General features: G+C 54.7%; 17 protein-coding genes. 7 read left to right on the plus strand and 10 right to left on the minus strand.

Going from position 1 to position 24,005, the window contains the following annotated elements; genetic code table 11:
• Positions 1 to 537: 537 nt before the first annotated feature.
• The 5 genes from SH467x_RS14555 to SH467x_RS14575 all read left to right on the plus strand — a co-directional run bounded on the left by SH467x_RS14555 (position 538) and on the right by SH467x_RS14575 (position 8,968).
• The gene (locus SH467x_RS14555; RefSeq protein ID WP_482367835.1) at positions 538 to 1,218 is read left to right on the plus strand and encodes a hypothetical protein; all 681 of its coding nucleotides are present in this window, start codon (positions 538 to 540) and stop codon (positions 1,216 to 1,218) included.
• A gap of 1 nt (position 1,219) precedes the next feature.
• A complete protein-coding gene (locus SH467x_RS14560; protein ID WP_482367836.1) occupies positions 1,220 to 3,775 on the plus strand; it encodes a serine/threonine-protein kinase in 2,556 nt (851 codons plus the stop codon).
• 110 nt (positions 3,776 to 3,885) lie between these two features.
• A complete protein-coding gene (locus tag SH467x_RS14565) occupies positions 3,886 to 6,987 on the plus strand; it encodes a PSD1 and planctomycete cytochrome C domain-containing protein (RefSeq protein ID WP_482367837.1) in 3,102 nt (1,033 codons plus the stop codon).
• A 23-nt stretch (positions 6,988 to 7,010) separates the two neighbouring features.
• A complete protein-coding gene (locus tag SH467x_RS14570) occupies positions 7,011 to 7,736 on the plus strand; it encodes a metallophosphoesterase (protein WP_482367838.1) in 726 nt (241 codons plus the stop codon).
• Positions 7,721 to 8,968 carry a hydrolase gene (locus SH467x_RS14575; RefSeq protein ID WP_482367839.1) on the plus strand — a complete coding sequence of 416 codons (1,248 nt, stop codon included), beginning with the start codon at positions 7,721 to 7,723 and terminating at the stop codon, positions 8,966 to 8,968. Before SH467x_RS14570 ends, SH467x_RS14575 begins: the two co-directional genes overlap by 16 nt.
• On the opposite strand, the gene SH467x_RS14580 is transcribed toward SH467x_RS14575, so the two are convergent.
• The 5 genes from SH467x_RS14580 to SH467x_RS14600 all read right to left on the minus strand — a co-directional run bounded on the left by SH467x_RS14580 (position 8,935) and on the right by SH467x_RS14600 (position 15,602).
• The gene (locus SH467x_RS14580) at positions 8,935 to 10,011 is read right to left on the minus strand and encodes a GGDEF domain-containing protein (RefSeq protein ID WP_482367840.1); all 1,077 of its coding nucleotides are present in this window, start codon (positions 10,009 to 10,011) and stop codon (positions 8,935 to 8,937) included. The two genes, SH467x_RS14575 and SH467x_RS14580, sit on opposite strands and share 34 nt — an antisense overlap.
• Entirely contained in the window at positions 10,008 to 11,369 is a 1,362-nt protein-coding gene (gene glgC / locus SH467x_RS14585; RefSeq protein WP_482367841.1) for a glucose-1-phosphate adenylyltransferase, read from the minus strand. The genes SH467x_RS14580 and glgC overlap by 4 nt, the downstream gene beginning before the upstream one ends.
• A gap of 120 nt (positions 11,370 to 11,489) precedes the next feature.
• Positions 11,490 to 12,626 (minus strand): GNAT family N-acetyltransferase, encoded by a 1,137-nt coding sequence (locus tag SH467x_RS14590; protein ID WP_482367842.1) that lies wholly within the window; start codon positions 12,624 to 12,626, stop codon positions 11,490 to 11,492.
• A gap of 72 nt (positions 12,627 to 12,698) precedes the next feature.
• Positions 12,699 to 13,847 (minus strand): polysaccharide biosynthesis/export family protein, encoded by a 1,149-nt coding sequence (locus SH467x_RS14595; protein ID WP_482367843.1) that lies wholly within the window; start codon positions 13,845 to 13,847, stop codon positions 12,699 to 12,701.
• A gap of 99 nt (positions 13,848 to 13,946) precedes the next feature.
• Positions 13,947 to 15,602 carry a tetratricopeptide repeat protein gene (locus SH467x_RS14600; RefSeq protein WP_482367844.1) on the minus strand — a complete coding sequence of 552 codons (1,656 nt, stop codon included), beginning with the start codon at positions 15,600 to 15,602 and terminating at the stop codon, positions 13,947 to 13,949.
• 181 nt (positions 15,603 to 15,783) lie between these two features.
• On the opposite strand from SH467x_RS14600, the gene SH467x_RS14605 reads away from it, so the two are divergent.
• Together SH467x_RS14605 and SH467x_RS14610 are read left to right on the plus strand one after the other, a co-directional pair.
• Positions 15,784 to 17,058, plus strand: coding sequence for a 6-phosphofructokinase (locus SH467x_RS14605; RefSeq protein ID WP_482367845.1), 1,275 nt, complete (start codon positions 15,784 to 15,786; stop codon positions 17,056 to 17,058).
• 230 nt (positions 17,059 to 17,288) lie between these two features.
• A complete protein-coding gene (locus SH467x_RS14610) occupies positions 17,289 to 18,473 on the plus strand; it encodes a hypothetical protein (protein ID WP_482367846.1) in 1,185 nt (394 codons plus the stop codon).
• Here SH467x_RS14610 and SH467x_RS14615 read toward each other — a convergent pair.
• The 5 genes from SH467x_RS14615 to SH467x_RS14635 all read right to left on the minus strand — a co-directional run bounded on the left by SH467x_RS14615 (position 18,470) and on the right by SH467x_RS14635 (position 23,981).
• Positions 18,470 to 19,603 carry an HlyD family secretion protein gene (locus tag SH467x_RS14615; protein WP_482367847.1) on the minus strand — a complete coding sequence of 378 codons (1,134 nt, stop codon included), beginning with the start codon at positions 19,601 to 19,603 and terminating at the stop codon, positions 18,470 to 18,472. The two genes, SH467x_RS14610 and SH467x_RS14615, sit on opposite strands and share 4 nt — an antisense overlap.
• A gap of 9 nt (positions 19,604 to 19,612) precedes the next feature.
• Positions 19,613 to 20,389, minus strand: coding sequence for an ABC transporter ATP-binding protein (locus tag SH467x_RS14620; RefSeq protein WP_482367848.1), 777 nt, complete (start codon positions 20,387 to 20,389; stop codon positions 19,613 to 19,615).
• Positions 20,390 to 20,415: 26 nt separating this feature from the next.
• Complete coding sequence (locus SH467x_RS14625; RefSeq protein ID WP_482367849.1) at positions 20,416 to 21,555, minus strand: ABC transporter permease; 1,140 nt, start codon at positions 21,553 to 21,555, stop codon at positions 20,416 to 20,418.
• A gap of 205 nt (positions 21,556 to 21,760) precedes the next feature.
• Positions 21,761 to 22,453 carry a DUF3299 domain-containing protein gene (locus SH467x_RS14630; RefSeq protein WP_482367850.1) on the minus strand — a complete coding sequence of 231 codons (693 nt, stop codon included), beginning with the start codon at positions 22,451 to 22,453 and terminating at the stop codon, positions 21,761 to 21,763.
• A gap of 91 nt (positions 22,454 to 22,544) precedes the next feature.
• Complete coding sequence (locus tag SH467x_RS14635) at positions 22,545 to 23,981, minus strand: hypothetical protein (protein WP_482367851.1); 1,437 nt, start codon at positions 23,979 to 23,981, stop codon at positions 22,545 to 22,547.
• Positions 23,982 to 24,005 lie beyond the last annotated feature (24 nt).

Consider the following 24,005-nt stretch of genomic DNA (forward strand, 5'->3'; position numbering starts at 1 on the left):
ACCCGCTTCCGATCAGATTGCAAACAAAGGCCTCCGTATTGGGGGCCTTTTTTCATGGGCGGCTGGAAATGCGCCGGGATGACCCAATGCAAGGCTCTCGGGGCCAGAAAACCCGAAATGCAGAGAGTCCATCCACCCCGCCACTTTCGCAAAATCGGGTCTGCTAATAAGGGCTTCTGCCGGGCCCGCGGGAGTAGGCGACTCCTTGGGAACTCCGGGAAAACCACACCTGTTTCCGTTGCATTGCGGGAGAAATAAGAGTGTCTAATAGTTCTTGTGGGTGGAGGAATTGCCGAAATTTTTCTCCGGGTAAGAATCGTTTTGACTGCATGACGGAAGGTTTCGGATCTGACCGATTTGCGAGGAGCGCCGCCCATAGCACCCCCTCTTTTGGGTGGTTGGCGGTTTTTCTCAAAATCGGTTTGCGGTTCGGGGCCGGTCGAAGCAGACTTGTTGAGAGCATGGAGGCGTCGCCGTTTTGATTCCGGGCCAAGGGCCTGGATACCATTCCACGAAGACCGAACGCTTCTTGAAATCATGGCCAATGTTGACCGTGCATACAATCTAGTCCGACATGAACTTGCTGAGGTGGGATTGCTCGCCGATGGCGTCTATTTGGATGCTGTCGAGCTGTGCATTTCCAATGAGAAAAGCGGGGGCGAGCGAGGTTACGTCTTTGAGCGCGTAGGGCATTACGCAGCCCGTGGTTATCGTCCCGGAGTGATTTATCTCCCTCGCGACTTACCCCATGTTCCTTACAAGCCCGGGATGACGCTGGCGGACACCATACGCCACGAATACGCGCATGCTTGGTACTATTTAGATTCCTCGTTCTTTCGCCAGGATTGGTTCCCTCGAACCTTTGGGGCTGCGTACAGCAATTGCACCTCCATGCCCTATGACACGTGGCGAAAGGGGGTAAAGAAGGATCCGGTGTATCAGGCGGGTAAGAAGCGTCGCAAAACGGAGGCGGCCAAAGTGAAGTTTTTCTATGGCTATTTGCTTAGTCAGTTCATTACCGATTATGCGACGACCAATGCGAGCGAAGATTTCGCGGAGACCTTTATGTTCTTCTTGAAGTATCGCAGATCGCTGGAACGCTTTGCCAATCGACCGGTCGTCTATAGGAAGCTGAAAATGGTCGAGCGAGCCGTCGCGATGGGTTCACGGCGCTCGAGACAATTCCAAGATCGCTCGTATCGAGCGAGAACGGCTTAGCATGGACAGCTCGAATCGTTCCGATGCAGATCTGCTTCGCGGTGACGAGTCGGAGCTCACCGAAACGCAGATCCACGGAACGATCATGGGTCGCGATGGAGACTTGGATCGGACCGTTATTCGAGCTCGGGTTCCGCAGGGGGATTCGGCACCCGCTCAAGCGCCGCGCGGCTCGTTTCGTTTGGCGTGGCATGGTGCGGCGGAGGCCTTGATCGGCCAGCAGCTCGATCACTTCCGAATCGAATCGCTTGTTGGCATCGGTGGAATGGGGGCGGTCTTTCGCGGAGAAGACATCCGGCTCAACCGCGAAGTAGCGATCAAAGCGATTCCTGCAGCGGGTCGCGATCCCGAGGCAATGAGACGATTTCGGTTTGAGGCCCAATCTGCTGCCAAATTGGATCATCCCAACATCGCGAGGGTTTACTACGTCGGCGAGACAGCCGAATGGAGTTACATCGTCTTCGAATTCGTGGAGGGGATCAACCTTCGCGAATGGGTATTGCGTCACGGTCCGATGTCGGTAGACCAATCTGTCTTTTTGGTGCGTCAGGTCGCGCAAGCCTTGCAGCACGCCAGCGACCGGCAGGTCGTGCACCGGGACATCAAGCCATCGAATATCGTTCTCACGGCGAACGGGCATGCCAAGATCGTTGATATGGGGTTGGCTCGCGTCACGGAGATGGATCGTTCGACCAACGATCTTACTGCGAGCGGTGTCACACTCGGTACGTTCGACTACATCTCCCCCGAGCAAGCGCACGATCCACGCGACGCAGACGTGCGGAGCGATATCTATTCGCTCGGTTGCACGTGGTATTTTCTTTTGACCAGTTCTCCGCCCTTTCCCGAAGGAACGGCTCTTCAAAAGCTCTTGATGCACGGGACCAAGATGCCGGAGGATCCTCGGGCCCACCGCCCGGAGTTGAGCGATTCCCTCATCGCCATCCTTCGCAAGATGATCGCCAAACGTCCGGGAGATCGATATCAACAACCGATCGACTTAATCGACGACTTGCAGACTCTCGCTATCCTCGAGAATTTGCAATGGACCCGAGACACCGACCCTCGCGAGTTGGTTTCCGAGGCATCGGGATCCTGGGCCCGTTGGATGCTTCCCCACGCGGTAGCTCTCGCATGCATTGCAGGTGTCATGTTTTGGATGCAAGCGGAGGGGCTGCGCAATGGGCAATTCGAAATCCCTCGAGTCGTGCTTCCCGAATTGCAGTTGATTGATCGCGACACCAATACGGCCGCGAAAGGAGTCGAAAGTTCTACGCCGGTGCTCAGCGTCCCCGCAGAGTCCGGGAGCATTGTTGTCGACAATCGCTTCAGTCTGGAGCAACTAGAAACCAATCGGCAGCTTGCTTCCACGATGGATCAAGCGTTGGAGCGAATCAATTTGACGCCTGACGCTACGAAGATCGTGCTGCAATCGACATCGCTTCGAAGTCTTTCGAATTTGCGAGGGTTCGGGCGAACGCAGGGCAAGCTAACGATCACGAGCCCTCCGGGACAGCGATGCACGATCGAAGTCGATGTTCCCAGCACCGAACTAACCGACTCGAGAGCTTGGTTGGACTGTGGCAACAGCCAAGTTCGGATCGTTGGCTGCGACTTCGTGTGGCGAGCTAAAGATGCCCGGCAGGCCTTGTTTCAGTGTCGCAGCGGAGGCCAATTGGTGCTCGAGGATTGCAGCATCGCGATCGATGCCAATGCGACGATGAGTGGACTTTCGACCCTCCCCGCTGCAATTCGCTGCGAAGCGAGCCTCATACCCACTTCCCTGGGGGATAGTTCAGGTCTGATGGCTCCTGCCCAGATCCATGTCCGCAACGTCATCCTTTCCGGTTTTGGCGATGCATTGCAAGTCGTTGCACCCGTGCGAGCGGAGTGCAAGTGGGAAAACTCCCTGTTTGCATTGAGCGGTTCGGTGCTTCAGTTACCTCGCGTCAATGCAACGACGCGCGGCGCGAGCCGCATCGTGATGGATTTGCAGAATGTCACAACCTGGACGGCCCGTTCTTGGATTTATGCGTCCTGGGTGACCGGAAATACGACTCCTATTCCCGTGACGCGAACGGCGCGACAGTGCGTGTTCGGTGGCATGGAATCGATTGTGGTTTGGGATGTGGCCGCGAGCGAAGATTGGAAATTTTGGACCGAGTCCAATCAGGGTGAAGACTTGTCCAGGTGGCTTGATTTCCGAGGAGTCGACAACTGCTACGACGAAGAGGTCACGAAACAGCTTGTGGAGGCTCGCCTTCGAAACGGCATGAGCGAGCAGCTTCCGTTAACGGCCGAATCGAAGCTTCTCGCGGAAGAACGCGGTCTGGAGCTTTCGATTCCGTGGCAGAAACGTCCCGTCGAGGAAGCTGCCATACAGCCCCTGAGCGATGTGCTCCAATTCGAACTCTTTGAAAGCAACTTTCCTCGGGGAGCGGACATGAAACGACTGCAGTTGCTGAGGACGGCAGTCGCCACCCCTTCCCTCTCCTCCGCCACGGTCGATGCACCGAATGGAGTTCCAAGTCGAACCACTTCCCCAGCGGACTTATGAGTCTGGGGTTGGGATTTGGCTGAGGAAGAAAACGCGAAGCTCCCCACAACGGATATACTGGTATCACTAGACCGCGAATCGCTCCCGCCCCCTACCGATCCAATCTCACCATGATGCAGCGTTCAACCCAAGCCCTTCTTGGGGACCTCCTTCTTCCCACCCTTTTCTGTATTGTTACCATCGCGAGCTCCCCGGTTCGAGGAGAGGATCCGATTGAATTCAATCGGGATGTCCGTCCGATCCTTTCGCAAGCATGCTTTCGCTGCCACGGCTTTGATTCCAAAACGCGCGAGGCAGGACTGAGGCTTGATACCGCTTCGGATGCCTACGCGAGCCGCGAAGGGCAATCGGCTGCGATCAAGCCGGGAAGCTTGGGCGAGAGCCTCGCTTGGCAACGGATTGTTTCCACCGATCCTGATTCGGTCATGCCTCCTCCTTCCGCCAATCGCCAGCTGACCGACGAGGAAAAGAAGATTTTGGAGAAGTGGATCGCGCAGGGAGCGAACTACCAACAGCATTGGGCGTTCGAACCCTTGCAAAAATCCGACCGAGAAATCGATATCGACCGAGAGTTGAATCTCGCCATCGATCAGAACCGCTTGCAACGGAATCCTATCGCCGATGCGGCGACGCGCGTGCGACGGGTCGCGTTGACGTTGACCGGACTTCCTCCCGATCCGGCCGATGTGACCAGTTTGAGCACCAATCCCTCGCGTGCCAATTACGAACGGATTGTCGACAAGTACTTGGCCAGCCCTCATTTTGGTGAGGAAATGGCGAAGCATTGGTTGGATCTCGCGCGGTACGGAGATACGCACGGATTGCATTTGGACAACGACCGGTCGATCTGGGCCTATCGCGACTGGGTTATACGTGCCTTCAATGCCAACCAGCCATTCGATCAGTTCACGATCGACCAGCTCGCCGGTGATTTGCTTCCCAATCCCACGCAAGACCAATGGATCGCGACCGGCTTTAATCGTTGCAACGTCACGACGAGCGAAGGGGGCGCCATCAACGAGGAGTTCTTGTTCCGATACGCGGTCGATAGGACCAGCACGACCGTACAGACTTGGTTGGGTCTCACGGCGGGGTGCGCGGTATGCCACGATCATAAATACGATCCTCTTTCGACCAAAGAGTTTTACTCGCTCTATGCGTTTTTCTATAGCGCGGCCGATCCGGCGATGGATGGGAATATCTCGACAACCGCTCCGTTCAAACGGCTTGTCTCTGCGGAACATCAAAAGGAACTCGATGCGTTGCAGCAACAAGAAAACGCCGAGCGTGAGAAGTTGCTGGAGATTGCCAGGAATTACGAGCGTCGGACCCCGATCGCCAAGGGAGCCATTCGCGAGGAAAAGACGCTCCCCCATCGCGTCTCCCAAATTTGGATCGACGACGAGTTTCCCTTGGAGAGTCGTACCCGCAATACCTCGCGGAATAAAGAAATCTGGCGAGTGGAATCGTCTGCTCCCATGGGTGTCAGGTTTCTCAGCCAATCGTTCGGGAATCGATTCGAACAGACCCTATCGGGCGGCTGGCCTGCACTCCAAGTCCCGAAGAACGGGACGCTCCAGTTTTGGGTCCGACTCGATCGATACGAACCGGCTCGAGCGATCACTGTTTCGGTGAAGTCAGGGAACAAGTCGACGCGATGGACTTGGGCCAATTCCCCCGAGGATGCGATGTTGATCGATCGAGGGAGTAAAGAACCGACGGGTCCTCTTCCCGCCCCTGGTGTTTGGACTCAGTTGTCGGTTTCGCTCGAAAACCTTCCAGCTGAGGATGTGCAGGATCTGCAAATCGGTCTGTTTGGGGGCAATTGCGATTGGGACGGATTTGTTGCCACTGGCGAGTTTCATTCTGCCGATGACGGTGGCTTTGAGGCTTGGTGGACGAAACAAAAGAACAAGTCGCTTCCCCTAGCCTTGGGAAAGCAGGCTGAGGCAATCAAAGAGGGAGCCCAAAGCGATATTGGTAAGGCTCAGCGTTCGTCGGTCGAAGAATATTACTTCGCCTACGTCGCGGATTCTGTTTCCGATGAACTCAAAGAGCAGCGGATCCGATGGAGGCGAGCGGGCATCCGCCGCCAAATGCTCGAAAACTCCTTGGCAGGATCAATGGTCTTTGGAGATGTCCCGAAGCCACGCGAAGCCTTCGTGATGACGCGCGGTCAATACGATCAAAAGGGCGATCCGGTCGAACCTGGAACACCTGCTATTTTGCCGAAGCTGATTAAACAAAAAGATGCACCTCTGAATCGATTGGATCTTGCGCGGTGGCTCGTTTCGGCAGAGAACCCGCTCACTGCACGTGTTACGGTCAATCGATTTTGGCAGCAAGTCTTCGGAACTGGCTTAGTCAAAACCAGCGACGATTTTGGAACGCAAGGAACTCCCCCCACGCATCCGCGGTTGCTCGACGAACTCGCGGCGGACTTTCGCGATCAAGGTTGGAATGTCAAACGGTTGATGAAGCAATTGGTGATGACCGAAGCCTTTCAGCGATTCGGGTCCGTAACCCCTGAGCAGTTAGCGTTGGATCCTGAAAACCGATATGGCGCGCGAGGGCCCCGTATGAGGCTTGATGCCGAGCAGCTCCGAGACAATATCTTGGCCGTATCCGGTTTGTTAAATCCGGAGATGGGGGGGCCTGGATTCAAGACATATCAACCACCGAATATTTGGGAGCCCGTTGGCTACGGCGATTCCAACACCCGTTACTACGTTCAAGACCACGGACCGATACTCTACAAACGGAGCATCTACGCGTATTTGAAGAGAACGGCACCGCCTCCCTTCATGACCAATTTCGACGCACCCAATCGGGAGCAATTTTGTTCGCGGCGCGAGAGGTCGAACACCCCTTTGCAAGCGTTGCAGTTGATGAACGATGTGCAGTATTTGGAGGCGGCGAGATATCTTGCAGCGAAGACCATCGAGGCTGGGTACCTGCAGTCTGAAGAGCAGATTCAGTACGTTGTACAAAAGGCGTTGTTGCGTCCGGCAACTGTTTCTGAGTCAAAGACTTTGCACGATGCTTATCGTCAATTCCGGGAGAGGTTGGCAGCCGCACCGGAAGACGCAGCCCGCATTGCGCAGTTGGGTGAGAAGCCCAAAAGTGCGACGGCATCGGACCTCGACGTCGCCGCGTTGGCATTGGTCATCAATATCGTTTTCAATTTGGATGAGTTCCTGAATAGGAATTAACGCGGAAATGGAAGGCTCACGGAATGACTTCGGTTCATTTTCGTCTCATCGGCGACGTCCACGGTCGAATGCAGGAACGAACGCGCCGTGCCGACCGAGACAGAGACCGACGCACTATGCCCGCGATTTGGAGAGACCCTCGCGTTCGCGGTCGCTCGTATTTGAAGCTGGTGTCGGATGCAAACTACTCGATGCAAGTGGGGGATCTTTCGCTTGATTACACCGACCTGCAGCATGTCGATCCGAAGAAGCATCGCGCCATCGCAGGCAACCATGACCACCTCGGGAGGCTGACATCCCATTTTCTCGGGGACTACGGAATGCACTCCATTCCACTAACCGAAGGAGAGCTAAGCTTCTTTTTTGCACGCGGTGCGGAGAGCATCGACAAATCGTCGCGAGTGGAGGGGCTCAATTGGTGGCACGATGAAGAGCTGAATGCGGAGCAGGTTTCCCTGGCAATTCAACTTTACGAACAGCAGCGGCCCAACATGGTCGTCACACACGATTGCCCCGCGGAGTTGGTGCAGAGCATTGCGACGCTCCCCCATCAGTTACCTTGGAGTGCAACCAATCGGTTCTTACAAGACCTATTCGACGTACATGCACCGCAGTGGTGGTTCTTCGGACACCATCACAGGAACTGGGTATTTCAGCATCCCCGCGGAACAAGATTTATTTGCTTAGCATCCTTGGCTCACTTTGACTTTGACGAAGACGGACGATCGATTTCATGGAAACCCGAATAATGGAAGCTGCGAAGGCGTGGCTTATCGAACATCAGGACACCATGCGGGACGAGTTGATTGCTCTTTGCAATTTGAATTCTAGTTCCGACAATTTAACTGGACTGGCCACGGTCGAGTCGTACTTGGAAGAGTACTTCTCTCCACTGGGCCTACCGATTCAGAAGCTACCCTTGCCCGTGTTCGCCGTTCAGGATGACTACGGCAACGCGGCACTTCAGTCGACCACCCATGCGTTGCGTTGGGATTGGATTGGTGAGAAAGCGTGCGGAGATCGTCGGTTGCTTTTGACCATTCATTACGACACGGTCTATGGAAAGACCGACCCATTCCAACGTTGCGTATCGTACGAAGTCGATGGCGAGGCTCGGCTTCGAGGTCCCGGTGTGATCGATGCAAAAGGAGGTATCGTCGTGATGCGTTGGGCATTGATGGCGGCTATGCGGTTCCTTCAGCCTTCAAGCTTGAACTTTACCGTGATTCTGACACCGGATGAAGAGATAGGATCCCCAGCGTCGACGAGCCTGTGGAAAGAAATCGCTCCGGACTATCAATTTGCGATGCTCTACGAACCTACCCTGGCCGATGGTGCGTTCGTCCATACTCGCAAGGGAACGGGAACCTATACATTGATTGTCCGAGGCAGGGCTGCGCATTCCGGTCGCAATTTCCACCAGGGCAAAAATGCGATCGTTCATGCGAGTCGAGTTGCGATTCAGATCGACGCTCTGAACAATATCCGTCCGGGTGTTACTTTCAATGTAGGCAGAATTCGGGGTGGGGATGCCGTCAACGTCGTTCCAGACATGTGTGTGGTACGAGTCAATGTACGAGTCAACGACGACGAAGATCGCGTTTGGGCAGAGAGAAAAATCCAACAAGTAGTCGATCTCTTCCATCTCTCGGAGGTGGACCACAGCATCGCATTGCATGGCGGCATTCACTCGGCTCCGAAAACCGTGAATAAACCAACGGAGCATTGGATGCGAGAGTTGGAAACGGTCGCGGCCGTGCTCGGTCAGCCAATTGCTTGGCGAGCGTCGGGTGGGGCGAGCGATGGCAACAAATTAGCAGGGTTCGGGGTTCCGAATCTTGACACATTTGGCCCCGAGGGAGACGCCCTGCACAGCGATAAGGAATGGGTCCGCGTCGCCAGCCTGCCCGCTAAAGCGGCCTTGAGTTTGGCGATGATCGATCGCTTTCACACGGAGCGAGAATGTTTGGCTAGTATCTGATCGATCTGCCTTAGGATTTTCTCTTCCAATGCGTCATTTGATTTCGACGCTCCCGTATCCTGCCCCGTGTTGGCTTGGACAATCCCAGTAGGCGAAGGATCGCCAAAGACTTCGCAAATCTGTCCATGGTGGATGAAGACTCGATTGCGTCCAGCCATTTTCGCCGTGTAGAGAGCTTCATCACTTCGGCGCACCAGTTTGCCAATGCGATCTTCCGCGACAATCTGCGAGACTCCGCAGGACAGGGTGACCTGGATCTCATGCCCCTCTGCTGGCACAGAATGATCGCACATGGCAAGACGAATCTTCTCCATGACTTGTGCGGCACTCATTGCATCGCATTCGAGAAGGATCGCAAATTCCTCACCTCCGTAACGAGCGACTTGGATCGTATCGGCACTAAATTCCTTGAGTCGATTTGCGACCTCCCGAAGCACGGCATCTCCCGCTGGATGCCCGTAGGTGTCGTTGATCTTTTTAAAGTGATCGATATCGATGAGCGCGAGCGAAAACAATCGCTGAGACTTGATCCAGTTGCCGAAGCATTCTTCGATCTTTTGATCGAGCGCCCTGCGATTGGCTAAACCAGTCAGACCATCCGTGCGGGCTTCGGAGAGGTAACCCGCCAGCTGTTTCGTTTGGTCTTCAAGCTTTTGCTCAGCCGAGTCGAGTCGTTCTTGCAGTTGTCGGTTGGCCGCGACGATCTGTTCGAGAAGTACCTGAACATCTTCCTTGGTTTGGATACTCGAACCATCGGCAGCTCGGCGCGTGAGGGAGCTTAATGTGGATTGGTAGCGAGAAAAATCCCCTGCCAAATCGGTCGTCCAAGTGGCAAAGTTCCGAATCGCATTGACGATCTGCTGCGTTTCATCCAAGCTCGGGACGGCAGGGGCGAGGGCGTTGATTGGATGGGAACCGGATGGGAGGGGGTAATCCGGCTGTCCTCTTTTTGAAAACCAGTAACCAAGAGCGATACCGACCGACAAAAAAGTAGTCCCGAAGAGTAGTCCCATCATCAAGTATAGGACTGGAGTCGTGTTCATCTTTCTTCCTCGCGCGATGGCATGTCCGCTCCATGCCGAGCCAGCGTGAACTGTTGTTCTAGTTGATGGGGTGTTGGTGTCTTTGCAGGGTTGTCTGAACGCATGCGAGTAGAAAGGGCGCTGGTTGCGAACATCGAAAGATCTTCCGTCTTAGCAACGGTCACGATTCCTTTGGGAGAAACGGTGAATCCGCGCGAACGGTCTAATTCCGAGTCGAATCCGATTTCCATCCCGGGGGGGATGCAAACGTTTTTATCGATGACCGCGTTGCGGATCTTTGCATGTCTCCCGACCTCCACACCCTCGAAGAGTATGCTATCCGAGACTTGAGAGTACGAGTTGATGCGACTACGCGGGCCTACGACGCTCCGCACGACGCGACCGCCGCTGACGACGGTCCCCGGGCAAATGATGGAATCGATCGCTGTCCCGATACGGTCTCCCTCGCCACGCGAACCAAAAACGAACTTCGGAGGGGGGAGATTCGGTTGATGCGTGCGAATCGGCCATGAATCGTCATAGAGATTCAATTGCGGATCGATACTCACCAAATCCATGTTGGCTTCGTAAAACGCATCGAGCGTACCAACATCGCGCCAATAAGCTTCCTTTTTACGATTCTCATCGCGAAACGGAAATGCGAATACGCGTCGACTATCAATGATCGAAGGAATGATGTTTTTTCCGAAGTCGTGGGCGCTCTTCGGGTCATTGGCGTCTTGGCAAAGTTGCTCGAAAAGGAACCGGGTATTGAATACATAGATCCCCATGGATGCCAACGCATGATGAGGATCATTTGGCAAGGTTTGCGGGTTCTTTGGCTTCTCTTGAAAACCGATAATGCGCTGGTCGGAGTTGATTTGCATCACTCCGAACTCTTTCGCCGATTCGACGTCGACTTGAAGTGCCCCGATTGTCAAATCCGCTTGCGTTTCTTTATGAAATTGAAGCATGGCGTGGTAGTTCATCTTGTAGATATGATCGCCCGCCAGAATCAGCAAGTACTTGGGGTTCTCTTTTTCAATGGCATAGATGTTTTGATAGACAGCGTCCGCCGTTCCTTGATACCAATGTTCGTCGATTCGCTGCTGAGGGGGGACGATGTCGATAAACTCATCCAGCTCGCGGCTGAAGTAATCGCGCCATCCAAGCCCGATGTGCCGGTCCAAACTCATGGCTTTGTATTGCGTCAATACCAGCATTTTGCGGATGCCACTATTCAAGCAATTGGACAGAACGAAATCGATAATGCGATAGCTACCACCGAACGGAACGGCCGGCTTCGCTCGATCCCGTGTCAGGGGTTCAAGACGTGTTCCTTTTCCGCCCGCCAGGATAACTGCTAGTGCCTCGTTCATGTCGCCCGTGTTCCATGCGTGTCGAGAGGATTCTTACAAGCCAGCTTAGGTCAAGCGAAACACCGGCTCGGAGACTTTTATGGAGTATAACAATTTCTTGTTTCGGCGTCTTCGAAGGGATTAGTTGATGTCGGACAGCGATCTGTCGTAAAGTCGATAGGTTTTGGTTCGCTTCGTACCGGCGCGCTCCAATGAGCCGCGTGAAAGATCGTTGCTTTCGAGAACCCAAGAAAATTCGGCTTCTTCGATTCCATTCGCCAAACAATCGGGAAGCATCCTTTCGAGCGCGACCAATCCCAATCCCCAACGCTGGTACTCCGGCACCACGTTGGTGCTGATAACCCTTATCTTTTTGATCGTCTTCCTACCCCACAGAAGTCGCAAGAATCCGAATGGGAAGAGTTTTCCGTCGATCTTCTTGATGAGTGGATTGTAATCAGGCAGCCCGAGTCCAACTCCGACAGGCTGACCATCGACTTCGACGAATGACGTTACCGCCGGATCGATGAGGAACTTCAAACTGAAACCGATAGCTTTGCTCTCCGCCTCCGTCAGCGGCACGAACCCCCAAGTGCTTTGAAGGGCCCGGTTGTAGATGTTCAAAAAAAGTTGAATCTCTTTGTCGAAGTGCCTGCGGCTGGCGGGCCGAAGCGTGACGTTGAACCGTCGCTTCACTTCATCGATAACGAATTTGAGCTTCGGATCAATGTTATCGAGCATGTCGATATGCCCCTCGAAGGCATACAGGTCTTGTGTCTTCTCGAAACCGAAACCGCGAATGAGTTTGTCGTAATAGGGCCAGTTGTACGTCATCATGAAAGTGGGCGGAGTATCGAACCCTTCCACCAGCGTTCCGAGCTCGTAGTTGAGCGACGGATTGCAGGGCCCTCGGACATCGGTCATCCCTTCGCTCTTCAAGTATTCTGCGGCGGCTCGAAACAATTGGTTCGCTGCTTCTTGATCATCGATGCAATCAAAGAAGCCAAAGAACCCGCGCTTCTCTTTGTAGCGCTGATTGTGCCCATGGTTGATGATTCCAACGATGCGTCCGACTACTTTTCCATCCTTCTCCACGATGAAGGGGCGGCACTTCGCGTTTTCGTAGAAGGGATGGCGGCGGAATCCAACCAGTTCCTCTTGGTTCATCCGCAACGGAGGAATCCAATTCGGATCCCCCTTATAGAGCTGCCACAGCAGTTCCATGAACTGCTTTTGTTGTTTTCGGGTCTCAACTCGGGAAACTTGGTAGTGGCTCATGGCGATCGTTGGAATCGAGATGGGTTGGCAAGCCAGGAGTGTACTCCAATCTCCTGCGACTGAATACGGATTCTACTGTTGGATCGTAAAGGGGATGACGCGATAAATACCATCGGTGAAGATCAACTGAGCTGCTTGTCCAAATCGTGTGATCGGCCGTTCCGGAACAATGATCAAGTCGGAATCACGAAGCCATATTTCGTCGGACGGATTGGGGACTTTACCCAAGTGGGCTCCACGAAGATCGAGCACAGTGGAAACCAGACGCCAATCTTGCTCCCGCCGGAATATGACAACCTGCCTGCCATTTCCCCCGATGGAGATGCCCCCCGCTTGCGCCAGCCCCGCCGTCACGGTTGTGGGACCATTCATTTCAAAGCGACCGGGTTGAGCGACTTGTCCATAGACATGGAAGAAGTGCGGTGCTTCCCGTGTGAGCCTCGGCTCCACATCGATCCCTGCGACCCTGTCGCGGTAGCGGAGGTTGATCTCTCGCTTGATTTCATCCAGGGTAAGGCCGAGCACATAAACACCGCCTACCATCGGAAGCTGGATTCGCCCATCCGGGTTTACCACGGTGGGAAACGCTCGACCGCCAGCTGCGAACGGACCATTGACCGAGTCGAGCAAGTCGGCGAGAGCGGTATTCACGCTGACCGACTCCACGTTGATCGCGGGACTGACAATGTACTTTTTGTAGGCCGTTTCGAGATCTCTTCGCAGTTGTGAAATGGTTTTCCCGGAGGCTTCCACCGGCGTGTCCAAGACGGGTACATAAATCTTGCCATCGGGCTGAACGGTAATCTTCTCACGTCGAAGCGATTCGTCGGAGACGGAGCTCATCTGAATCGAATCCCCAACCATCAGTCGATACTCCCCCTGCGAACGCTCGCGATTGGGGATATAGGTAAACGTCACTTCGTCGTTGACCCGCACGCGGTACTCGAGCAACGCGGGCAGACGGATCGGACCGATATACTCGCCGTGTATCAACGGTTGAAAGTTCGCTGGTGCGGCATCGCACCATCTTTTCAATCCCGAGCCCCCTACCGAACAGTCAGCCGCGCAGTCAACCGCCGAAATACAAGGTAGGCATGCGCCGCTCGTGACCCCGATTGGCTGAGACGGGGGCGGGATCTGGACGGCTGAAGAATAGCTGGGAGCCATGACTTCCGTTCGCAATGGCACCTCTTGCACTTGTGCGTCAAGACTCGAAGCCATTCCGCCGACAGCCAAGAAACCAAACAATGAAACGCATCGAGCGGCTCGACACGATTTCACTAGAATTCCAGTCAACATATTCGTAGACATAGTGGGGCATTACCGGAAAAGATTGGAGAATCGACCGGCCGATTGCGCTGGAGGTGACGAGCGATTCGACTGCGTCGCAACCGGCTGCGTCGCAACCGGATTCGACGGCGAGGAGTAGGAGTTTTGAGCCGGGCTAAAGCGAGCGAACTCCTCAGGGCTGATCTCGATCACTTCAGGATTGCTTCGGCTGTATCCCGGCCTCTCGGCTCGTTGCCACTCACTGGCTTTGGCTACTGCCAGCGACGATTGCTCAAGTGCTCCCGATATCCTGTATGCTTCCGCGAGATTCGCCCAAGAGCTGGAATTTGGGTTGAGCTGCACAGCCCGATTGAGCGCGACCAACGCTTCATCGACTCGATCCAATAACAACAGGCTGTACCCGAGCTGATTGCTCGCTTCGGGATGATTCGAGTGAAGTTGAATGGCCGCTTGATAACAGACGACCGCTTGGCTTCGGAGGGAAAGAGTCGCGACCGTGTTCGTCTCGGCCTCTTTCTCCAACGTCTTTCCAAGTGCATAAAGGAGGTCTGCCGCCCATGGATGTTCATCAGCACCGATCAGGAATTGATGGCGTGAAAAGCTTCGGTAATGCTGCGATGCGACAGCTGGTGAGACTCCATGTAGCGGTCGATTCTTCAGTACTTCGGTGGAATGTGTCGCAACGATTGATTCGACCGTCACCCCATGACTAACACTTAAGAAGTCCAACTCCTCTTTCAATGCTTGGAGCGCTCTGTCCAAAGCGGGCTCGCTGACGTAGGCACCTCGAATCGCATCCATGGTGCGCATCAATTTGCGCAGCCCCAGCACGATTTCGTCTCGAGCGCTGTGAACCGCCCCGCGACGGAGTAGCTGGTCGCATTGCTCCAACGCAGCCCGAAGCTCTCCCTCTAGGGCACTCCACCCAGCGGGTCGCTCTAAGGCCTGAGGCGGCGGTACGGAGTAACCTTGTGCAGATCGAGCATTGGGCTGCAATAGATTCTCGCTAACTCGCTGGGCCAGTTGCTCGCGCTGACTTGGAAGTTTCTTCTCCTGCCCAGACGGTTCAGCGGTGGTAAAGGGGAACAATGCTGACGGGCCAGCATCGGTGTGGGGCTCCGCGACCACCCATGGATTGGCGATGGTAACGCTCGGTGGCTTGCCCGAAGAAAAGTCGACTCCCGAAAAGTCGACCGCAGTCACTTCAGGATTGGAGACCGGGCGGGTGGGAATGACTCGGCGAGGTTCGTTCGCCTGCGCATTCGCGTTCGGTGTTTCCGAGGGCACAGGGTCGATGGCCTGGATTGAACCCCATCGCACGGCGGCTACAGGCGGGGTGGACAAACGGCTCGACCATGGCGACGCGGAAAGATCACCAGCGACCGGAGCGCCCAACGGCTTTACACTTTGCGGGGAAAACGGTTCCCCTTTGAATGCCGCCCCGGCCTCCTGACCATGGGAATAAACTCCCTGACCTTGGGAATGACGCGCGTCGCAGAGAAAAGCCGTCCCAACTAGTCCGTGAAGACAGCCGACGAGCAGTTTCGCGAGGCGATTTTTTTGTGCAATTGACTGATGCTTGGACATCCCAAGGGCTCCGAGGGCAGATGGGGATACGTCGAATGCCGACGCACCCGGAGTATCCGTAACCATCGGTCCAACGGTTTCCATGCGTTCAATCATCATATCCATCCCGACGCGTCTTGGTGAGTTACCGTCGTCACAGCGGGAATATCGGGCAAAAACCCCCTAAACTACCGAGCCTTCCACGGCGCTGGAGGCGTTGGACAAGTCCCCCAGCGCGAGTACAATCTCGCGCGACTAAAACGACTGATTTTCGCGCAACTTATTACGAGATCTAATGGTTATGACCGCAATTCGACGAGTAGCAATTTTGTTCGCCGGTGGTCCCGCTCCCGCAGCCAACGCCGTGATCACCTCTGCAGCCTTCACCTTCTTGAATGCCGGCATCGAGGTCATCGGCGTCAAACACGGCTACTCGAACTTGATCGATTTCGATCCAAGTCAGCCGCTGGTTGAGGGGAAACATTACTTCAAGATCACTCAAGAACGCTTGGAGTTCTCCCGTACCGAACCCGGCATCATGATCGGAACCGCGCGATCGAATCCCGGTAAATCGGTTTCGAGTCCGGATCATCTTCGGGATCCAGAACGCTCCGCCCCCCTCGGTCGGGTTTACAAGGCGTTGCGATCGCTCGGAGTCGATGCATTGATCAGCATCGGTGGGGACGACACCTTGAAAACAGCGAACAAGATGAAGCTCTACCAAGACACGTTGCCCGCTTCCGAGGTGAGGATGCCCGTCATTCACCTTCCGAAAACCATCGACAACGACTACTCCGGAATCGATTTCACCTTCGGATACTTCAGCGCCGCAGAAGTGCTCGCCGAGGAAATCCGCAATCTCAATCGCGACGCCGCAGCAGGTCAGGCGTACTTCCTCTGCGAAGCGATGGGACGCTCTGCCGGTTGGCTCGCTTATGGGGCAGCAATTGCCGGTGACGCTTGCATGGTTTTAAGCGTGGAAGATATCACTGGACCTTTGAAAAAGACCGAAACCGTCAAGCAAGAAGACGGTTCCGAGAAAGTCCGAACGGTGATGGATCTCGATGCGGTGGTGAACAAGATGGTGGCGATGATGATCGCGCGTGAAAAGGCCGGCCGCAATTACGGATGTATCGTGATTGCCGAAGGACTTGCAGAGTATCTTCCGATGTCCTACCTCGACGGGGTCGCTCGCGACGACCATGGTCACATCGCGATCTCTAACATCGCGATCGGAAAGGCATTCGCTTCGATGCTGTCGGACGCCTACAAGAAGGCGACAGGGAAATCGCGCAAAGTCAATGGCATCCAACTGGGCTATGAATCCCGCTGCTGCATCCCAACCGCATTCGACGTGATGCTCGGCTCCCAAATCGGTGTCGGAGCCTATCGTGCACTCATCGAAGAGAAAAAGAATGGAGTGATGGTCTCAGTGGGAGGGCAGTTCAACATCTCGTTTGTTCCATTCGAACAACTGGTTGACCCTAAGACATTGGTAACCAAAGTTCGGTTCATCGAGACCGGCTGTGATTTCCACCGCATGGCTCGACTGCTCGAACTCCCAACCGATGCCTAATCGGTTGAGCCGCTAGCTTTTCGCCCCTAGCTAAGCTTTTCCACCTACGAACGAGGCCGAGTGCCTCGTTTTTTATTGGGGCTCTCCGATCTCCTTCTTCCGATCGATTCACTTCTCGCCCCCTTGGCCCGAACTCTCGAATTACAATAGGACTGCGTTCCAGCACGAGCCGACTCGGCAGTCCAACGTCCCTCTTCCAACCTCCGCCCTCCACCCACCCGAACATCACGATGAGTATTGAGTTCCAATGCAGATACTGTAGCAAAACGCTTCGAGTTGCCGATCAATCTGCCGGCAAGAAGTGCAAGTGCCCCTCCTGCAACGCAACGCTCGATATTCCCACCCCCGAAGCAGCTCACTTCCCCACTGGCGTCCCAACCACTGGCGCCGCAACCACTGGCGCCGCAATCAGTGGCGCCCCGCCCACGCCAACAAGTACCGCCGACTCGGATGTGCTGCAAATCGGTTGCCCGAAATGCCGCGTTGTCTTGCACTACGTCAGCGCCCTCGAAGGGACACGAGGAATGTGCAAGGGATGTGGACATATCTTTACGCTTAGCCAAAAAGCGATCGATACACCTACCACCGATAGCTTTCCGTTCGAGTGCCCTGCTTGCCATTTCATGTTCGAGGGCAAACCGGGTATGGAGGGAAAGAAAGGAAAGTGCACCGAGTGCAATGAAGTGTTCTTCATTGCTCCATTAAAGCTCCCTGAACCAAAGCCTGCTGTTGCACCGATCCAACTTTCCAAACCCAAGCCAAAACCGACCCCTGCTCCTACAACTCCGAAATCAAAACCAACCGTTGCACCCAAGCCGCCTGCGCGCCCCACTTCAACTTCAACACCTGTCACTCCGCCAACTCCATCGCCTTCGATTTGGGATGAATTGGCAATCCCCGATGCAAACTGGAACGCCCCGGCCCACGCGACGGAGAATCCGTATACCGCAAGCTATCCATCGAGCGGAAGCTCTCGGGCTCGACCAAGACGGAAGCGGTCGCTTGATCAGGACACCCTCTACTCCATCGCCTATTGGCATCGCGCTCTAGTCACTTCCTTCTTGTGGAGTTTGGTGGTGGGGGTGCTTTACGGGATCCTCGTAGTGGTTGCTCAACTTGTCTTGGTACCTGGACAAGTCGATATCACGCTGCTGGTCGTGATCGGAGTTCCTATCGCCATCCTCGCTCTTTCCCTCTTATTTCTCGCAATCCGATTCCTGATCGCATATATCTTCCTGTGTATTCGGCTCTACGATGGTCCGGTGGCAGCCCTCTTGATCCTCGGTTATTTTCTCGGCTGTATCCCTTTTCTACCGCTCATTCTCGTGATCGTCGTATTGATGAAAGCGCACTCGGTTCTCAGAGGTGCGGGCTACGAGGTTGGGCTAACCGGCGTCGATCCGAATTCCCTTTAGTCGATATTTCCTTCGATATAGACGTCGACTTGCTGCCCAATCGAGGCCTTGAGCTCGTCAGGCTTGGCCGAGTAGATGACTTGTAGCACGCGAGTATCGACGCGCTCGCTTACGGTCCCAGTCAAAGTCCTCTTTGGGACGACCAACGGTTCGGTGCGGACATACAAAAGAGGAACCTTGGTCCCCGGTTTCCCACGCAACGAAGCGTATGCCTTCGCACCGGCAGAAAAACGTGGGATTTCTGCTTCATCAATATCGACTCGAACATGCAAAGGATCGATGACTCCTAACGAGATGAAAGGAGTCGAGAGGATGGAAGCGGGAACGAACTCGCCCACTCTCAAGCGAACGCTAAGGACCGTTCCATCCTTGGGTGCCACAATAGTCCTCAATTCCAGATTGGTTTGGGCTCGTTGCAAATTCGCCTCCGCCTGCATAACCGCTATTTTCTGGACTTCCATCGAAGGAGCTATCGGTCCCGCAAGTAGGTCCAAATTGGCTTTGGCCTCAAGTCGCCTTGCTTCGGTCTCGGCGAATTTACCTTTGGCGGTCTCCAAATTGAGCCGCCGTGTATCGATCTCCTCTTCGGACAATGCAAAGGTACCCTGGACCGATCGCACCCGTTCAAGTTCTTTCTCCGCGTTTCGGAGTGCTGCCTCGGCTTGCTCATGAATCGCGATTGCAGCTCGATAACGGGCTTCCAAGGTTGGAATGTTCCCTTGCAGTTCTGCCAACCTGGCTTGCTGCGATACCAATTCAGCCTTGGCGACTGCGACATCCGCGATCGCAGAACGACGGTCCAAACGGATCAGTGCATCCCCTTGTTTCACCAAGTCTCCGGGTTGAACACACACGTCTTCCACGACACCCGGGAGCTGAGAACCGATCGTCGTTGCCTCTCCAACGGGTTCGACGATTCCAACACCGCCAATGAAGTTCGCGCTCGAGGGATAGTCGGATGGCCGCGAGGTAACCGATTGAACATTTGGAGCAGTGGGAGGAGTTCGCTTGACCTCCACGTTTTGCTCTTTAGGTGTATTCTTTCGAATGAACGAAATCGCGAAGACCAGCAAAACACCCGCGACCGCGACGGAAGAGATTGCAAAAAGGGAAGATAAAAAACGATTCATGGTTTTCTCTCAGTGAGAGGACTTCTCGCGATCGGCGCGGCGAGACTCGTGTTTGGGCTGCGTCGCAACATCCAGAATGCGACCATCCGACATGCTTGCGATCAGATCAGCGAATCCATAGATTCGATTGTCGTGGGTCACGACGATCACCGCGCGCTGCGGTGATTTCGCTACCTCTTGGAGAAGCTGCATGACTGCGTAACCCGATTCGGCGTCGAGCGAGGCTGTTGGCTCGTCGCAAATGACGATCCGAGGATCATGGACGAGCGCCCTCGCGATCGCGACACGCTGTTGCTGCCCACCTGAAAGTTGATTCGGAAACTTGTTCGCATTGCTGCTCATTCCAAGCTTGTCCAGCAGCAAGGAGCTCTTTCTCTTGGCCGCAGCAAGCGTATACCCTTGCACAACGAGCGACACCGCGGCATTCTCCGCGGCGGTCAATGCCGGTATCAAGTTAAACTGCTGAAAAATAAACCCCAATACCTGCGCTCGAAACGAAACCAATCGCCCCCCTCGCAGTTTGGTAATCTCGCGATCTAAGATTTGAACACGACCCGACGTCGGCGTCAGTAGACCCGCGATAATAGAAATCAAAGTGGTTTTACCACAACCGCTAGGACCGACCAAAAACGTCGTCTTTCCGAGCGGGATATCTAGGTCCACCCCGTGCAATACGCGCACTTTCGCTTGCCCCTCGCCGAAATCTCGCGTGATCGTTCGACACGCAACAGCGATGCATTCGTCGGTCTCCGATGAGATGGCATCTCGGTCAGCAGGGTAGCTCAAAACGATTCTCCACTTCGGTGCATCGGTTAGCCTCGAAAAACGACCGCGGGATCGACAAATAAAAGACGGCGAAGCGCGACGAGCGAAGCAAGAAAGATAATTCCCGCTGCAACCCCTCCCGAGAGGAGACCGATCTGCCAAGGCAAATAGAAACCGGCGAAGTTTGAATTCCTGCCAGCGAACTCAAAGAAGGAAGCTGCGCCGAAGAGCCCTAAACTAAAACCCACGAAACCGACGACCAGAGCTTGGAGAAAAACCATCCCAACCAACTTCGCATTGCGGGCACCGATCGCTTTGAGAACAGCGAAATATCGGAGATTCTCCAGTACGAACAAATTGAACATCAACCCAACCACACAGACACCTACCAAAATCCCCAATCCAACCACCGTTCCAAAGCTGACAGGAATGCCGGTGTTGTCGATCACGTACTGAATCGCCTTGTCCCGAAACTCGTTCGACGTCATGGCTTGAAGGCCTGTCCTCTCGGAAATGGTCGCAGCCACTTGTTCTGCCGACTGCGGACCTTGAGCCCGAGCGAGAATAAACGACATTTGATTACGGCCGTTGTTCGTGTACTGCAACGCTTGGGAGTAACGGGTAAAAAACGTGATGGACGATGTGAATTTGGGGGAATCCTTGACCACGGCCACGACGACCGCTCTGCGATCGTTCAACTCGACGGTGCGGCCCAATGTGATCGGTTCATTGCGCCATACTTTTCCATACCCATCGAGGCCTACCGCCACCGCATCAGGGCGCCTGAGCTCATCGATCTCGCCGAGAATGACTTCCGAGGGAACTCCTACTAATGAGGCATCGTCGACACCCAGCAGTAGGGCCGATTCAAGCTCCCCGGTGGCGGTCCTGATCGTGGCCATCGACTTGAAAAACGGGACGGCCCATTCGACACCCGGAACTCCTCGAACTCGTCCCAGTTCGGTATCTCGAAGCGGAAAGACGGTATCCAGATTCTTGACCCCCGGATCCATCACCCAGATGTTGGCTTCTGGGACATCCACAATCACAGCGGCCGCGCGCGCGAGGAGTCCCAGGAAAATTCCCAGCTGTTGATTGATGAGAAGAGTGGAAAACGCGACGCCGATGACCAAGCCCAAATATTTGGCCCGGTCATGAAAAAGCATCTTGAGCGCGATCCAAAACATAGTGGAGTTCCATCAACCGCGAAGAGAAGGCCGGCGGATGAAACCATCGGCCTGGGCGTTATACGGTTGTACCCACGACCTCGGATGCATGAAAGGTAGTCATGGAAGATAAAGGGTTGGTCGGTCGGTGCCTTCGAGACGCTTCTCGTGCGGCGTCGCCTGGGCTTCGCCCATGCCTCACCAGAGCCTCCTGGCCTTTGCGTTACTACTGAAAATGCTCTGCTTCGAGGACGTAGTAGACGCCGGTCAGACCGTCGATTTCTTTGATCTGTGGCATGACCTCGAATGTCCCTGCGAGAGAATGCTGGCGGTAAGATCGCGACGCGAACTTATCGTTCACCAATCGGACCTCGATCATATGGGTCAGCGGGGGTTGTGTGCCGAAGCAGCAGGTCGCCCAGTCCGGCACCAGTACGAACGTCTTCGAGCTCATACTTGCTAACGAAGTGGGATGGATATATCCCTTTAAGAAGATCTTCTTCCCGCTGAGTTTCAATGCTTCGAGCGTTGGCACATCCGGCGCACCCATCGGACTCTTCAAAGCCGCGAAAGAAATTCGTTCGTATCCATCGGGAACTTCGGTCAAGTAGATATAAGAGTGTTTCGCAGGCGCCCCGATCAACAAGACGATTCCAAGAATACCGCCGATGGTAGCCCAAATCTTTCCAGTCAGCTCAGCCGGAAATTTCTTGAGGTTGTAAAAGGCGAGGCACGCGAAGAGCGTCGCCAAGAACGGAAGGACAGTCAGAAGAGGTGAGAACCAGGCGAGGATGCCAAAGAGGCCAAAGAAGACGGACAAGATTGCCGCTCGACTCAACGCCTTGTAGGAGAACTCTTCAGGTAGGTCTTCTGCTACCCCTTGAAAGAAGGCCTCGTTTTGCGATTCAGGTTTCAACATACGGGATGAGACTCTCGGAAAAGCAAGAGAACCTAATGGATCGATGAACTGTGGGATGGCCAGCGGGCGATACAAATACAGCTGGCGATGTCTAGCCGTTGCGGGTCGCGACCAGCCACATAAACGTACCGGTTGTTAATGTCGCGAGCGATACTACGCCGAGCGCTCGCCAGTGGTTCAAGCGAATGGCATGCGGATCGGACAGGGACAAGTCGGAATCGTCAAAATCGATCGTTTCCCCCGCGACGGTTGCGACGCGCGATTGCATGCGCGCGGCGAAGCCGGCGCGAAATGCCCCTTCCTCGGCAGACCTTCCGGCCGCATCCGCCAGAATGCTCCTCGGTGCCCATCGGATCTGGCTCGACTCATCCTTTTTGGGAACGTTCGATCCTGGTATAGGAATAGGGAAGAACGTCTTCGATCTCTTCACTGCTGCCGGATCGATCTGCTCCATCTCTTTGAGGCGATCTTTGGCTTCCGGAAGCGGGCAAGCTCTCGTGTAGTTGACAATCGGCATTCGAATCCAAGCGTTGTCTTCCTTGGCGTCTTTAAAGAGTTGGGTCAATCGATCCAACTGGGACCAATCCTCCATCCTCGCCAAATCCGGAATAACGAGATCCGCTAAATCGGGTCGTTCTAGCAAATGGCACATCGCTTTGGCGACAGCGGGCTTCGTCAAAACCTTCCCCTCGGTGGAATGGAATCGCAATGCCATCACCGCAGCAAAAATATCAACGTACTGAGACTCAGGATTTTTCAAAAAGGAATCGACGATCAAGGGAAGGCCGGCCTCTCCTTTGAGTGTCAAATATGCGGCGATCAACGAATCCAAACCGGCGCGATCTTCGGGTTTGGTGCTGGTGATCATCTTCTCCATCCAAACGGTGTCTTCCTTCGTTCCACACACGCCGAGCATCGTGAAGTAGAGCCGTTTGCGGTCGGGAGCCATCGCGGGATCCTGCACCCATCGGATCAGCTTCGGGCGATCCATCTTGCTTTTGAGTTTGATGACTTCTTCGTAGGGAGTTAGTGCGAATTCGTCATAGCAATCGCGAGATAGCAAAGCATCGGGGTGCTCAAAATACTCTTGAAAGAATGCAAGACGCTCGACGGGATCCTGGGGGAGTTTCAACAGCTTCGATACGTATTTTTCCCCTTCGTCGGTCAACGGGACGGGGGAGGACCAAACGAGTTCGCGAGGATCGACCCCCTGCATGAGAAAACGCTTTGTCGATTTGCCGGGACCAAAATAGGTGGCTTGGAATTCCTGCCCAACCTTGACCAACGCGTCCCCTTTGAGGATCCCCTCCAATTTGAACTTCGCAAGCCCGTCGATGTCATCCCGTCCATCGGGAACGAGAGTCGCAATCGCTACGACATCCATCGATTCCATTTCTTGGCGAAGCGTCTGACCTGCAGCGGTGCAGAATGGACATACGGACGCCAAGGCATTGGCGGTCCCAAGGGAATTCCAAGGATCCGTCCAAGCGACCAAAGCGCACGCGAGAACGGCAAAAATCCTTACCATCGGTACAATCCTCATTCCACGAAC

Source organism: Brakhagea slesvicensis (genome assembly GCF_052161625.1).
In the GTDB taxonomy this organism is placed as follows: Bacteria; Planctomycetota; Planctomycetia; order Pirellulales; family Pirellulaceae; genus JBKCUI01.